The following is a 13,198-nucleotide window of genomic DNA, read 5'->3' as shown; positions in this document are numbered from 1 at the left end:
TCCCGCAAGCTATCCAGGCAGTCACACCCGCCGGTCAGGGTAGATTGGGACGCCGCTCCTGGTCCCGACAACACCAGTTGTCCGGAAGTAAACAGGTCCTACTAAAGTAGTAACAACCGGTCGCGAGACGATCCGACTGCCGGCCGAGAAGCGCCCGTCCGTGATACCGTTCTGGTGGGCTGGTGGGGCTGGAACGCAGAGAGCGTGGTGAGCGTACCACGGCTCCGAGAACTCACTAGCCGTGACAGAGCAAACGGAAGCGGCGCTCAGGTCGACGGATTCGCCACAACGCCGCCCTCTCTGACTGCCGTGCGGTCACAGCACTCCATACAGCCCTGGACGTTATCCTGGTTGTCTCCGAAGACTCGAGCGAAATTACGCGTTACGAAGCCTCCACAGTTGTCACATCGTGGCATGGGTCGTCTGTTGTATTTCACCAATGTGGTATAGTTACTCGGCGTATACCGGGCTGTTACGTGGTTTATACTGTCGACTGAGAGTTCGGCCCCGTTCGATCTGAGGAAAAGAAAGCCCGTCTGCTCAGGACGGATTCCACCTATTTGACGGGTCTAGAAGCCGACGCTGTGCCCACTTGCCCAGTTCCGGGATATCCCCGAGATGTAGTAGCTTCATGATCGCTCCCTTGTCTCCGTCGTTCGCTTTGGCCAGTGTCTCGTCGTCGAGACGGTTCAGATCACGCATCAACGTGTCGTATCTGTCGTTCGCTGCGAGATACAGGACTTCGGTCATCAGCAGCCGCGACTTCATTTTCGGTGCAACTTTTTCGTGCCATAGTTTGTCGTACACTGAGAGTTGCTTCGCGGAGGTGTCTGGATCTTTAGGCGTGAGACAGTGATCGGCGGCGATTGCCGCCTTCCGCCCCGACTGCATACACTTGTTGATCCCTTCGCCCCACAGGGGATCGATGGTGGGCATGGTATCGCCGATTGCCATGAAACTGTCCGTACTCATCTCGCCCGGCATCTGGATATGTGCCGAACCGCGGAGGATGTCGCCGCCCTCGATCATGCTCGCGTTCTCGAACCGCGGATCGGTATCGAACCAGTGCTGCATATAGTCGTCGATCGTCATCCCGCTTTTCGACTTCTCGCGGTGGCGCTCGTTCTGGAGGTAGCAGACGCCGACCTTTGCGGTGTCCTCGCCGGTGTGGAATATCCACGAGTAGCCACCAGGTGCGATGTCGTGATCCAAACGGAGCATCATGGAGTCGTGTAGGTCGGCGTATCCGTCCTGTTCGAAGTCGATACCCTCCATGTGGTAGTCGATCCCGATCGCCTGGTTTTCGCGTTCCAGATTGCTCACGCCGAGTTCTGAGGCCAGCGGCGCGCTCGGACCCGTGGCGTCGACGATGATCTTCCCGTATACCTCTTCGCCACCATCGTACTTGACGCCGGCAATCTCCCCGTCCTGCATGATCGGTCCGGCGACGCGAGAGTCGAAACGGAACTCCGCCCCGTTCTCGCGTGCCTTCTCGACCAGCCAGCGCTTGAACGCGGCAAAGTCCATCACCGCACCGGAGATATTCCGCGTGAAGTGTTCGTTGGGGGACTCCAGCACGACAGTGTCGGTGTACTGTTGGACCACATCGTCGGGGACGCCGAACGCTGACATCATCGACGGGAACGTCCCGGCGGTTGACTTGTTACTCTGGCGGGGGAACTCCGCTTCTGGTTCCGTCTCAAGCACGAGAACGTCGTAGCCCCGTGCGGCGAGGTCCCGGGCACATTGCCCACCTGCTGGACCTGCACCAGCGACCACAACGTCGTACTCTGCTTCCATATTTTGACATCGGGTGTCCCGGTTATAAATACTTCGAGGTGACGACACCCGGCTTTAGTCGGGTGATACTGCCGTTATGTAGTGAAATGATCTCAGGCTCAGTTTCACGGTTGGAATATCTACACTTTCAAATATTTTAATGTTTTTTATTTTATAGATAGTTGTCGATATAGTACGATACTGTAAGTATATAGCCTGTACTATGCAAAAATCAGAACCAATTATAATTGCGGACGGGGTGGCGAGTGTCCGAAGAAAGACAACTCAGTCTTCCCGTTCGACCGGGAGTGCGCGCGCCGTCACCTCGGGAGGACTGCACCCCAGCATGTTCTACGACTCGGACTCACGGCTGTCAGATGGGCTCGGTACCAGCGGTGTGACCTCCCGGGCCGACCGCCGTCGACGGTACGCGGGAGTCCGGTGTACTGCTGTTCCGGGCGGGAATGGCGTGTTCACGCGATACCCAGCCCACCCAGAATCAATCGGACACCGATCACGGTCAGGAGGAGAGAACCAGTGTCCGCCGAAGTCGCTGGCTGATCCGGTCACGGAGGCGCTTTCCGATTCCGACGCCGGCTACAGCCGGCACGGTCGCACCGATCGAGGCGATGAAGACGATACTATCGGGGTAGAGGCCGAGCGCTCCGGCCGCGATGACTCTGACGCCGTTGAGGCCCAGAAACACCATCGCCGTGACGCCGATAAACAGTCCGTGTGAGAGGTTACAGCTCTTGAGATAGGCGACGAGTTGGACGCCGACGTTCGTCGCGCCGAAGACGACGCCTGAAACGGCACCGACCGCAACCATTCCCGCCGAAGACTCGACGAAACACGCTTCCTTGGCGCGTTCGAGCGTCGGAAGCCGGACCGTTTCCTGTACGCTGGCGACGAACGCCAGGGAAATGAGGCCGAGGCCGACCCGCAACGGCGCATCGGGAATCACGTCGAGAACGACTAACCCGGCCAGCATCCCGACCAGTGCGGCGATCAACAACGGTGCGAACCGACGCCCACAGGTCCGGAGCTGATCGCCGGATAGCTCGCCGATCAGCGAGAGGTTCACCCCCAGTATCGGAACGATCATGAACACGACTGCGGTGGCCGGATCGACCACCGTCGCGAGCGCCATCGTCGCCACCACCGCGAAGCCAAAGCCCGCGACGCCGTTTACCGCCCCGGCAACCGTCATCACAACGACCAGTAGTCCTGCGAACGCCAGCGAATCTATCATTGCTTGAATATCTCACCCTGAGGGTTTATTCCTGCTCCGGCTGTGCGCGTCGGTTGCTCATCAGTCGATGCATTGTGTGTTGGGTGGGATCGGCTCTACCACAGCATCGGTGTGGGATCGGTACAACTATACAGGAACTGAAATCATTATATTTATCCATCTTATTTGTTATTTCTTCTGTCGCAGAATTCAGTCGACTTCTGAAAAACAAATCCATTAAAATCGGCATGGAAATCCAGAAGTTGGAGCTAGATTTCTAATTACTGGAGTATACTGTCTTCTATATCTCTATTTACAATAACTACCTAAAATGACTCCCCACAGAGAGATCTCAATGTCTTAGATCAAAAATCTGGGATCAACAGGCCTATTGCGTCTATATATTGATTGTATTTCGGCACTCATATCTTTTTATCCGATTACTCATTGACGTGTCCTATCGTGTTCACATATAATATATAAAAATTATATTTTTCGGGAGATCGGACGCTCACAACTGCGTCGGCCAACACTGACGTGGTTCGTCGAGGAAAGGGGGAATCGGTGAGCACTGCGGTCGGGCGTGTGGCGCCCCAGTAGCCCCATCTCGTCGGTCACAGAACCCATATGTCCGTGGCCCCCGTCCTCTCCTGCATGGGCACCGAGGACGTACTGCCGGACCTCGATCATCGACTCGCGAGAACTGTAGAGCGAGTCCTCGATGATGCTGTCGACTGGACACTCGACGACGTGGACGACGGCTACCGACTCGTCGCCCCGGACAGGACACTGCTGATCACCCGTCGTGCCGGTCCAAAAGAGTCCGTCAGGTGGGTAATATCGTTGCGAGCGGACGGCGCAACGGTGAGCAAATTCGGCCCGTTCGCTTCGGTCGACGACGTCGCCGACCAAGTCAAGACCGTACTCGATGCAGACGTGCAGTACACCGTCTGTTGCGACGGATAGGGGACTCGGACTGCTCGGCCTCCCGCGCGAGACGAACTCATACGATCCCTCTTGTTGAAGCATTGTCGACGCCGACCGTCTGTGGATATGCTCTGTGTATTATCGAAGCACTCTTTCGATAGCACCGGCTTACCAGTTGCTATGGTAGTACTCGCAATCCGAACTGGTTCCAGACTGCTCGCATCGGACGAGTTACCGTCCGACTGCGGCAGGACAGCACCACCTCAGAGCAGCACCACCCACCTCGCCCGAGGTGGTGACCGGTGAACGTCGACGATACGAAAGCGATTTTCACTGCGGTCTTTGCAGGCTCAGTCGTACTCGCAAACGTGCTCGCGGCGAAGTTGACGTGGCTCGAACTCCCCATTATCGGCGGTGTCGCCATTCCGGCAGGGTTCGTCGCGTTCGGCCTCGCCTATCTGGCCTCCGACCTGCTTGTCGAGTATCACGGGCGAAAGTACGCCGCAACGGTAATCAACGGCACCGTGCTGACGCTGGTGCTCTCGTACGCGCTGGTGTTCATGGCTATCTGGATGCCGACGGCTCCCTTCTTCGAGGGACAGGAGGCGTTCGCACAGACCCTCGGCGGTTCGGCGTCGATTATCCTCGCATCGGTAGTCGCCCTCGCTATCGCCCAGCATCTCGACGTCCGACTGTTCTCGGACCTCAAAGCGCGGACCGGCGGTCGCTACCGGTGGGTCCGCAACTGCGGTTCGACTGCGATCAGTCAGGGCGTCGATACGGTCGTGTTCATCACGCTCGGCTTCGCCGTCTTCCCCGCCCTCGGCCTCGGCGGCACCCCGACCTGGGGCTGGGCGCTGGCCTCCATCGTGATCGGACAGTACGCCGTCAAACTGATCGTCGCGCTCCTCGATACCGTCCCCTTCTACGCCGTGACGGAAGCCGTAGACCGAACTGCCTCGTGAAGTACCTCGGGGGCAAGGCCCGAGGCTTCACCGTTTTGGGTCTGCACCACGCCCGCAGGCGAATTTAATTCCCCTCGACCTCCCCTGCTGTTTCAGGATCGGCTGGAATTAACACCCGAACGCACCACAGCGTCCGTGAAGGTCGGGGCCTCCACCAGCCCCCGTTGAAACCCCCGTCGCACCACCAGTGGTGGATTTTGAGAGGGGCCACGTTTCCAAACCGTTTGCTCAGTCAGCATTAGATTAAGGTCGTTAATCCGTCTTTCTGGGTTCTCTGACTGTCCTTCTACGACGAAACGTGGTCTGTTAAAAGTTCGTGTCGGCTTCACCCTCGGGGTCAAGTGGTTCGAGACGCGGAGCGTCTCCTCATCACGGAAATCGTAGATTTCCGTACGACCCGAGGCACTCGCCTCGAACTGCCTGTAGACTCTCGGATCGGTCCGCGACCGCGCCGCCGACACGGACGACGATTGGTCGGTTGAAATCGAATGGGTTCGGTTGCTCAGTGACCGCAAACATATGTAGCTCTCTGCCCGAGTAGTGGTAGATGAACTCCGAACCGACGGCCAACCTCCACAAGGCTCCCCGAACGGATATCTCTCAGAACCAGGGACAGTTCCGTATCCATTTCAATTTCCCCGGACAGAACCTCCCCGACCACGGCGACCACGGCTACGGCCCCCTGGCGACCGTCGTCGAGTCGTTCATGGATCCGGACACATTCATCCCGATGCACCAACATCACAACGAGGAGATCATCTCCTGGGTACCTGACGGCGTGATGCGTCACGACGACCGCGAGGGGAACGAACTGATCACCGATCCCGAACACCTGCTGGTGATGAACGCTGGAAGCGGCTTCTGGCACGAGGAACGCACGCTTGCAGAGGATCCCCCGCTCAGAATGCTACAGATCTTCGTTCGGCCGCACAGTCTCGACCTCGCGCCGACGATTCAGCACGAACCTGTTCCGGACCCAACCCTCGACGAATGGCGACATCTCTTCGGTCCGGAGGGCTCTGTCGCGCCTCTTTCTGTTCGGAACGAGGTCCACTTCTACGACGCGCATCTCAGCAACAACGCCACGGTGGACCTCCCCTCCAAGACGGGATGGGATACGTACTTCTACGTGTTCGAGGGGGCAGTCATGGCTGGCGATACCCATTTCGGCGAGACTGAGAGCGGACTGCTCGTCGATGGCGACGAACTGGGGGTTACCGCCACGACCGAGACGGTGCTGGTCGCGTTCCTGATCGATCCGGATGCACCGGTTACGACCGCAGGAACGATCGGACGCTGAGACGGTCCGCGAACCGGTTCCGTTACGCCGCGGTTGCCACCCCTGCCACTGGGACCAGTCATTAAGTGGGCGACCCGCCATTGAAGACTATGACTGAGACAGTCGTCGTCACCGGGGCGCTCGGCAAATCCGGCAGTTGGATCGTCGAATCGCTTCGCGAGGAGTACGAGATCGTCGCACTCGATCAGACGCTCCCCGAGTCGACAGCCGTGGAGGGGGTCAACTTCCAGAACGTCGACCTCACCGATCAGGGAGCGGTCTGGGAGACGATACTGGATGCGGATCCCACTGCTGTCGTCCACTTCGGTAACATCCCTCACGAGGAAGACCACGCGGGTGGAAACGTCTTCGAGAACAACATCGTCAGTACCTTCCACGTGCTGGAAGCGGCCGGCCGTGCTGGCGCGGACGTCGTCTGGGCGTCCAGCGAAACGGTCTACGGCACACACTGGCCCGACCCGGAGTTACCGGAGTACTTCCCCATCGACGAGGCCCATCCCGTCGCGCCGTGGAACGGCTACGAAACGTCGAAGATAGCCGGAGAGGCCGCGGCCGAGCGGGTCACGAACGCGTTCGACGTCTCCGTCGTCTCGATCCGTCCGACCTGGATCCAGTATCCCGGCCGCTATCAGATCACCGAGATCCGGGAGGCGTTCGACGTCGACGACGCGGATCGGAACGGGAACTTCTGGTCGTACATCGACGTTCGGGACGTCGTCTCCATGGTCGAGGCGGCGCTGGCGGCTGATATCGAGGGACACGAAATTCTCAACGCGTTCGGTCCGGACAACTTCCTCGGCATCGACACAGAGGATGCTATCGAGGCCGGGTACGGTGAACTCCCGGAGCAGTGCGAACTCACCGGCGAGGAGTCGGCGTTTTCGACGGCGAAAGCCGAGTCGATGCTGACTGGGAGCCACAGCATTCCTGGAAAAGAGCAGAGGACGAAGAGATTCCGGACCCCGAGTTCGTCTGAGTACTGTCCGACGTCGTGATTAGAGGTCGGTGCCACAGGACGGGCACTCGGGGCCGGACTCGCTCGTCGACGGCACGACGTTGAGTCGACAGTTCTCACACCACCGGAGTTGCTCGCTGGTGTCGTGGGGGGTATCGTGTGTCATATCCAGTACTACGCGTCCAAACCGCAGAAAACCTTCGCCACGTCCGGGCTATGAGCGCTGCGACATCGAATTCCGACCGCAAACGTTGCGACTACGGGTTGATACTCGAACGTGAGATACTTTGTTCGTAGTAGACGTTTCTAGAGGTATGCCAACAACGACCAACGATGGAATATCGCTCTATTACGAGGATAGCGGACCATCGGACGCTGAGCCTGTCGTCCTCGTCGAGGGGCTCGCTACTGGCCGCTGGATGTGGCGGCGACAGCGCGATGCCCTCGAAGACGAGTATCGCGTTATCGTCCCGGATAACCGCGGAACGGGCCGCTCCGATGCCCCCGAGGGACCGTACACGATTCAGGAGATGACCGCGGATCTCGAGGCGATTCTCGCCGATGCCGACGTCGACCACGCTCACGTCGTCGGCGCGAGTATGGGCGGAATGATCGCCCAGCGCTACGCCCTCGACTACGACCGCACGGCCACGCTCGGCCTGTTGTGTACGACCCACGGCGGGCCAGACGCGCTTCCGATACCGGAGGAGACGCAGGCTCAAATGTTCGCCGCCCCGGAGGGTGCGGACGAGCGAGAGCGTATCAAACACCGCATGCGACCGGCCGTATCGGATTCGTTGTACGAGGAGAAGCCGGAACTCGTCGAGCAGATCGTCGACTGGCGTCTGGAACAGAACGCGGACGAGGCCGCACGCGAGGCCCAGGCCGCAGGCGTGCTGAACTTCGATACGAGCGACGAACTCGACGAGCTAACCGTTCCGACGTTGATCTGTCACGGTCAAAAAGACCGCGTCGTCCCCGTAGAGAACGCACACTTGCTGCACGAGAAACTGCCCGAGAGCCGACTCGAAATCCTCGACGACGGCCACCATCTCTTCTTTTTCGAGGATGCCGAGTGGGTCACCGAGCGACTGCACGAGTTTCTCCGTTCGAACCCCATAGCGACCCCGGCAGAGGAATCATGAACTGGGGGCAGGATCCGTACGAGTGGACCGGTGACTGGAGCGGCCGTCGGGCGTCACTCTCTCCGGATCGGACGGCGATCATCGACGAGACGGACGACACCGCCTACACGTACGGCGACCTCGACGAGCGAGCGAACCGCACCGCCCGGTTCCTGTTGGATCTCGGGGTCGACGTCGACGACCGAGTCGCTCTCGTTTCGCGAAACCGTGTCGAGGCGTTCGACCTCTTCTTCGCGACGGGCAAGATCGGGGCCCTGCTCGCTCCGATGTCGTACCGCCTGGCACCGCCGGAACTCGCGGAACTGTTCGACCTCGTCCAACCGGAACTACTCATCATCGAGTCGCCGTTCGTTGAGCGCGTCGAGCACGCACTTGCTCGGTCGGATGCCGAGCCCGAAGTACGGGAGATCGAAACCGACGATCCTGCCGGCGGCTGGGAGGTCTACAGCGAGGGGCTACCGGCCGACGCTTCGCCGGTTCCGATCGCCGAGCGAGCGCTCGACGACCCGCACCTGTTGTTGCACACTGGCGGTTCGACAGGGGTCCCGAAAGAGACCACGATCACGCACGGATCGCTCTACTGGAACTCGTTTAACACGATCACTGCCTGGGGGTTACGTCCCGACGACGTCGCCCCAATGGTGTTCCCCATCTTCCACACCGGGGGCTGGAACGTCCTTTCGCTACCCTTCTTCAATATCGGGGCGACGATCACTATCGACCGCGAGGTCGAACCCGGGCGCGTTCTCCGACAGGTCGATCGGCGCGATGCGACGGTTCTCGTCGCGGTTCCCGCCGTACTCCGGGCGATGGCCCGTCACGACGAATGGGAAGAGACCGATCTCTCTTCGCTTCGCTTCGTCAAGAGCGGTGGCGGCCCCTGTCGTGACGCCATCGTCCAGATGTGGCGCAACCGTAACGTGGATATCTCACAGGGCTACGGACTCACCGAGTGCGGTCCGAACAACTTCGCGATGCCCGACGATCCGGCGCCAGAGAAAGTAGAGACCGTGGGCAAGCCAGTCATGCATACGGACGTCCGGGTCGTCGACGAGGAGGGAACGGCGCTCCCAAGTGGCGATATCGGTGAACTGGAACTGTCGGGGCCTCACGCCGCGGCGGGATACTGGCGGAACCCGGAAGCGACCGCAGAGACGTTCGGCGAGAACCAGATCCCCGTGGCCGATGATCCGGAAGCGGACGGTCGGCGCGCTGGCCGGTGGGTATCGACCGGCGACCTCGCCCGCCGTGACGAAGACGGCTACTATCATATCGAAGGTCGGAAAAAGAATATGTTCGTCAGCGGTGGCGAGAACGTCTACCCGCCCGAAGTCGAGGACGTAATCGCAGACCATCCCGCAGTCGCAGAGGTAGTCGTCATCGGCGTGCCGGACGAGCAGTGGGGGACGGTCGGAAAGGCGGTCGTCGAACCTGCGGAGAATGCGCTCGAATCGGCGGACGAAGAGGAGTCTCCGCTCACACTCGGAGAACTCACAGCGTTCCTGAACGAACGGATGGCCAGATTCAAGATTCCGAAACATCTCGCGTTCGTCGACGAGATGCCGATGAGTGGGCCGTCCAAGTTGGACCGCGCCGCAATCAAGGAGGAGTACGGGAACTCTCCAGACGAAAGTTAGTTTTCACCCCGAACCGTTATCCGTCCGCATGAAAATGATGAACAATAATGATCGACTACACGCTGGACATGGAGCAGTACGATTGTCCGTTCATCGACACCACGGACGATCACGATGTCACGTTTAGAGCGGTCCAGTGGCAGTTCAACTCCGCTACCCGGAGTTTCGAGACGCGGATGGGCGTGAGTGCGAAAAATCGGGACGTACTGGAGTCCGGACTCTCGGCGGTCAGATCACATCCGAATATGCAGGAGTACGATCTGTTCAAGAAACACAGCGGGACGGCGATGATCCGGACAGTGATCGACGAGACGGACGCGATGCGGGTCATTACCGACAACGACGGCTACATCACCGGCCCGTTCCATATCGAGTCCGGTAGCGAGGAGTGGGAGATCGGGTTCGACGAGGCCGCCGTCGCCGACGATGCGCTGGCCGAACTCGAGCGCAACAACGAGTTTACGGTGGAGTCCAAATCGAAGTTCGACATCGACGACCTGTTCGACCTGCTCGAAAACGCCGACGCGGCGGGCGAGTTGCTCGAGGGCTGTCGCGTTCTCTCCGAGACCGAACGGGAGACCCTGACCGTTGCGGACGAGAAGGGCTATTTCGACCAGCCACGGGGCGCGACGCTCCAGATGCTCGCAAACGAGTTCGACATCTCGGACACCGCCGTCTCCAAGAACGTCCGCCGAGCAGAGCGGAAAGTGCTTCGTCGGGTCGTCAACGCGATGGACGAGTTGGATGTGTAGCGGGCGAGGAATCGATCTGTAGTCGTCTCGCAGATGTCGTCTCTAGCTACTCGTCGTCAATACGCCACCGATTTCGGAAGCTACTCTCGTCGGGGAACTGAGTCACGGGTTTGCATATCAACCATCCATCTTTAACAGATACCCATTGTTTATAATTATATGTCACAGCGTACCACGCGACGTGACGTACTACGACGAACCGGAACCGCGAGTGGGATCGGCGCATTTGCCCTCGCAGGCTGTTTGGGCAATGAGGAAAACGGCGGTGAAAACGGCGGCGAGAACGGGGACGAAAACGGAGCCGAAAACGGCGACGAGAACGGCGGCGAGAACGGCGGTCAAGCCGAGGGAACCGTCGATATCGGAGTCCTACAGCCGCTGACAGGTGACCTCGAATACTACGGACAGCAGAGCCTCTGGGGCTTCCTGTCGGGACTCGGTTATAAACTGGACGAGGATCCACTAGATGTTGACACGGCCGGTCAACAGACTATCGAAGCGGGCGACGTGACCTACGAACTGTATATCGAGAACACGGTCTTCGATCCGGGAGAGGCTCAGTCGCTGGCAGAAGACCTGGTGCTCGATCAGGAGGTCGACCTCCTCTTCGGGACCGCCAACTCGGGTTCGGCGCGCCGCGTAATCAGTTCGGTCGTCGAACAGACCGATACCCCGTTCATCGCGGGGCCTGCCGCCGCGGCCGACGTCACGTCCGATGGCGAACTCTGTAGCGACCTCGTGTTTCGGGCGAGCGAGAACACGGCGATGGATGCCCGGAGCGGTGGCCGATACGTCGCTACCGAGACCGACACCGAAAAAGTGTACATCATCGCTGCGGACTACAGCTTCGGGCGCGCCGTTGCGAGCAACTACCGCAGTGTACTCGAAGCGGAAGGCGTCGAAGTCGTCGGCGAAGATTTCGTCCCGCGGGGAACCACCGAGTTCGAGGACTTCTACCTCAACGCCGTCGAGGCGGACGCCGACGCCATCATCGGCGGGTTCACGGTCGTGACGCTCCCGGCGTTCCTCACCGAAGGTCTGTCCGGCGACTACGGCCTGCGCATGTTCGGTGGGTTCGCGACACTGATCACCAACCAGGCTATCGGATCAGTGGTCGAGAGCACCATCGGCGAGGACTTCACCGAACAGGACCTCCGCGATGCACAACTGGGGCCGTTCACGACCCGCTATCACTGGAACCAGTACGATAACGAGATCAACGACTGGTTCGTCGAAAACTACTCTAACACCTACGGCACCGTCCCGGACCTGTTCACCTCTGGGACGTTCACAGCGGCCTCCTCTATCGTGCAGGCAGTCGAGGAGAGCGGCTCTACCGACGGCGCAGACATCGCCGACGCGATGACTGGTATGACCGTCCAGGATACGCCGAAGGGTGAGGGCGGGTACACCTACCAGGAGTACAACAATCAGGCGCGCTCGGACATGACTATTGCGTACCCCTCGCCGACGCAGGACGAGTGGGCCGACTTCTGGCCGTCGTCGGTGCAGCCATCCGAGCCGATCGACACCGTGTCGATGGACGAAACCACGATCCCGGTAGACGCCGACGAGATGGAGTGTGACTTCCGATAGGTATGTCGGGACTGCTCCGAACGAACGCGTTGACCAAGCAGTTTGGCGGACTGACCGCCGTCGATAACGTCGACTTCGAGATAGCCAAGGGTGAACTCTGCTCGCTGATCGGTCCCAACGGAGCCGGAAAGACGACCTTTTTCAACCTGCTGACGGGCGTGCTACAGTCGACGACCGGATCAGTCGAGTATAACGACGACGGATGGCAAGACATCACTGAGGACGAACCTCACGAAACCGCGCGTCGAGGGATTCACCGCTCGTACCAGATAACAAATATTTTCCCGACGTCGACGGTGCTCGAGAACGTCCGGGTGGCCGCTCAGGCCCACGGCGGATCGGATTCCTGGAGACTGTGGCGGAACGTCGGCTCCCTCTCGAACTACGAACGGGAGGCCCAGCGGATTCTCGACCGCGTCGGTCTTGCTGAAGAGTCCAACACTGTCGCCGCGAACCTCAGCCACGGGCAAAAACGCAATCTCGAGGTGGGGATCGCGCTGGCAGGCGATCCAGATCTGTTGCTGTTGGACGAACCGACCGCTGGCGTGTCGAGCGATGGTATCGACGACATCATCGAGTTGATCCGAAACGTGGCCGACGACCACGCCATCCTGCTCGTCGAACACAACATGGATGTCGTGATGGAGGTGAGCGATCGGATCCTCGTTCTCAATCAGGGCGAACTCATCGCGAACGACGAACCCGCGGCAGTTCGCGAGGATCCTGCGGTGCAGGAGGCCTATCTCGGTGGCTACGACCCCGAAACGACGGCTGGTGCTCCAGTAGACGGCGACGAGGAGCCACACGGGTCGGAGGACAGCAGCGGAGGTGGCCTGGCGTGACTAACGTCGGACTGGCGACTCGTCGCCGAAATCGGATCGGCGACCAGAACTCGGAATATCAGTGTTCGC

The 13,198-nt window shown here is 59.8% G+C and carries 11 protein-coding genes and 1 pseudogene; 9 read left to right on the top strand and 3 right to left on the bottom strand.

Going from position 1 to position 13,198, the window contains the following annotated elements:
* Positions 1 to 540: 540 nt before the first annotated feature.
* Together ACFQH2_RS10920 and ACFQH2_RS10915 are read right to left on the bottom strand one after the other, a co-directional pair.
* The gene (locus ACFQH2_RS10920; RefSeq protein ID WP_377053541.1) at positions 541 to 1,800 is read right to left on the bottom strand and encodes a digeranylgeranylglycerophospholipid reductase; all 1,260 of its coding nucleotides are present in this window, start codon (positions 1,798 to 1,800) and stop codon (positions 541 to 543) included.
* 452 nt (positions 1,801 to 2,252) lie between these two features.
* Positions 2,253 to 3,031, bottom strand: a pseudogene (locus ACFQH2_RS10915) (sulfite exporter TauE/SafE family protein).
* A gap of 606 nt (positions 3,032 to 3,637) precedes the next feature.
* Between ACFQH2_RS10915 and ACFQH2_RS10910 the strand changes: the two are divergent.
* The 4 genes from ACFQH2_RS10910 to ACFQH2_RS10895 all read left to right on the top strand — a co-directional run bounded on the left by ACFQH2_RS10910 (position 3,638) and on the right by ACFQH2_RS10895 (position 7,197).
* The gene (locus ACFQH2_RS10910; RefSeq protein WP_377076731.1) at positions 3,638 to 3,976 is read left to right on the top strand and encodes a hypothetical protein; all 339 of its coding nucleotides are present in this window, start codon (positions 3,638 to 3,640) and stop codon (positions 3,974 to 3,976) included.
* Between the two features lie 263 nt (positions 3,977 to 4,239).
* The gene (locus ACFQH2_RS10905; RefSeq protein WP_377053535.1) at positions 4,240 to 4,902 is read left to right on the top strand and encodes a queuosine precursor transporter; all 663 of its coding nucleotides are present in this window, start codon (positions 4,240 to 4,242) and stop codon (positions 4,900 to 4,902) included.
* A gap of 547 nt (positions 4,903 to 5,449) precedes the next feature.
* Positions 5,450 to 6,202 carry a pirin family protein gene (locus ACFQH2_RS10900; protein ID WP_377053533.1) on the top strand — a complete coding sequence of 251 codons (753 nt, stop codon included), beginning with the start codon at positions 5,450 to 5,452 and terminating at the stop codon, positions 6,200 to 6,202.
* Between the two features lie 89 nt (positions 6,203 to 6,291).
* Entirely contained in the window at positions 6,292 to 7,197 is a 906-nt protein-coding gene (locus tag ACFQH2_RS10895) for an NAD-dependent epimerase/dehydratase family protein (protein ID WP_377076730.1), read from the top strand.
* On the opposite strand, the gene ACFQH2_RS10890 is transcribed toward ACFQH2_RS10895, so the two are convergent.
* On the bottom strand, positions 7,198 to 7,323 hold the full coding sequence (locus tag ACFQH2_RS10890; protein ID WP_377053529.1) for a hypothetical protein: 126 nt from the start codon (positions 7,321 to 7,323) through the stop codon (positions 7,198 to 7,200).
* A gap of 148 nt (positions 7,324 to 7,471) precedes the next feature.
* Here ACFQH2_RS10890 and ACFQH2_RS10885 point away from each other — a divergent pair, with 148 nt between their 5' ends.
* The 5 genes from ACFQH2_RS10885 (at position 7,472) to ACFQH2_RS10865 (ending at position 13,129) form a co-directional block, all read left to right on the top strand.
* Positions 7,472 to 8,302 (top strand): alpha/beta fold hydrolase, encoded by an 831-nt coding sequence (locus ACFQH2_RS10885; protein ID WP_377053527.1) that lies wholly within the window; start codon positions 7,472 to 7,474, stop codon positions 8,300 to 8,302.
* Positions 8,299 to 9,939 (top strand): AMP-binding protein, encoded by a 1,641-nt coding sequence (locus ACFQH2_RS10880; protein ID WP_377053525.1) that lies wholly within the window; start codon positions 8,299 to 8,301, stop codon positions 9,937 to 9,939. The genes ACFQH2_RS10885 and ACFQH2_RS10880 overlap by 4 nt, the downstream gene beginning before the upstream one ends.
* A gap of 47 nt (positions 9,940 to 9,986) precedes the next feature.
* Positions 9,987 to 10,691, top strand: a complete 705-nt coding sequence (locus ACFQH2_RS10875) for a helix-turn-helix domain-containing protein (RefSeq protein ID WP_377053523.1) — start codon at positions 9,987 to 9,989, stop codon at positions 10,689 to 10,691.
* Between the two features lie 159 nt (positions 10,692 to 10,850).
* A complete protein-coding gene (locus tag ACFQH2_RS10870; RefSeq protein WP_377053521.1) occupies positions 10,851 to 12,287 on the top strand; it encodes an ABC transporter substrate-binding protein in 1,437 nt (478 codons plus the stop codon).
* Between the two features lie 2 nt (positions 12,288 to 12,289).
* On the top strand, positions 12,290 to 13,129 hold the full coding sequence (locus ACFQH2_RS10865) for an ABC transporter ATP-binding protein (protein WP_377053519.1): 840 nt from the start codon (positions 12,290 to 12,292) through the stop codon (positions 13,127 to 13,129).
* Positions 13,130 to 13,198 lie beyond the last annotated feature (69 nt).

The organism is Natronoarchaeum sp. GCM10025703, assembly GCF_042661985.1.
Lineage (GTDB): Archaea > Halobacteriota > Halobacteria > Halobacteriales > Natronoarchaeaceae > Natranaeroarchaeum.
Note: the sequence above shows the minus strand (reverse complement) of the source record. Positions and strands in the feature narration are given on the sequence as shown.

Coding starts and splice junctions, on each gene's coding strand:
- ACFQH2_RS10875 (WP_377053523.1), top strand. CDS start 9,987: ATGATCGACTACACGCTGGACATGGAGCAGTACGATTGTCCGTTCATC.
- ACFQH2_RS10895 (WP_377076730.1), top strand. CDS start 6,292: ATGACTGAGACAGTCGTCGTCACCGGGGCGCTCGGCAAATCCGGCAGT.
- ACFQH2_RS10890 (WP_377053529.1), bottom strand. CDS start 7,323: ATGACACACGATACCCCCCACGACACCAGCGAGCAACTCCGGTGGTGT.
- ACFQH2_RS10880 (WP_377053525.1), top strand. CDS start 8,299: ATGAACTGGGGGCAGGATCCGTACGAGTGGACCGGTGACTGGAGCGGC.
- ACFQH2_RS10870 (WP_377053521.1), top strand. CDS start 10,851: ATGTCACAGCGTACCACGCGACGTGACGTACTACGACGAACCGGAACC.
- ACFQH2_RS10885 (WP_377053527.1), top strand. CDS start 7,472: ATGCCAACAACGACCAACGATGGAATATCGCTCTATTACGAGGATAGC.
- ACFQH2_RS10920 (WP_377053541.1), bottom strand. CDS start 1,800: ATGGAAGCAGAGTACGACGTTGTGGTCGCTGGTGCAGGTCCAGCAGGT.
- ACFQH2_RS10910 (WP_377076731.1), top strand. CDS start 3,638: ATGTCCGTGGCCCCCGTCCTCTCCTGCATGGGCACCGAGGACGTACTG.
- ACFQH2_RS10865 (WP_377053519.1), top strand. CDS start 12,290: ATGTCGGGACTGCTCCGAACGAACGCGTTGACCAAGCAGTTTGGCGGA.
- ACFQH2_RS10900 (WP_377053533.1), top strand. CDS start 5,450: ATGAACTCCGAACCGACGGCCAACCTCCACAAGGCTCCCCGAACGGAT.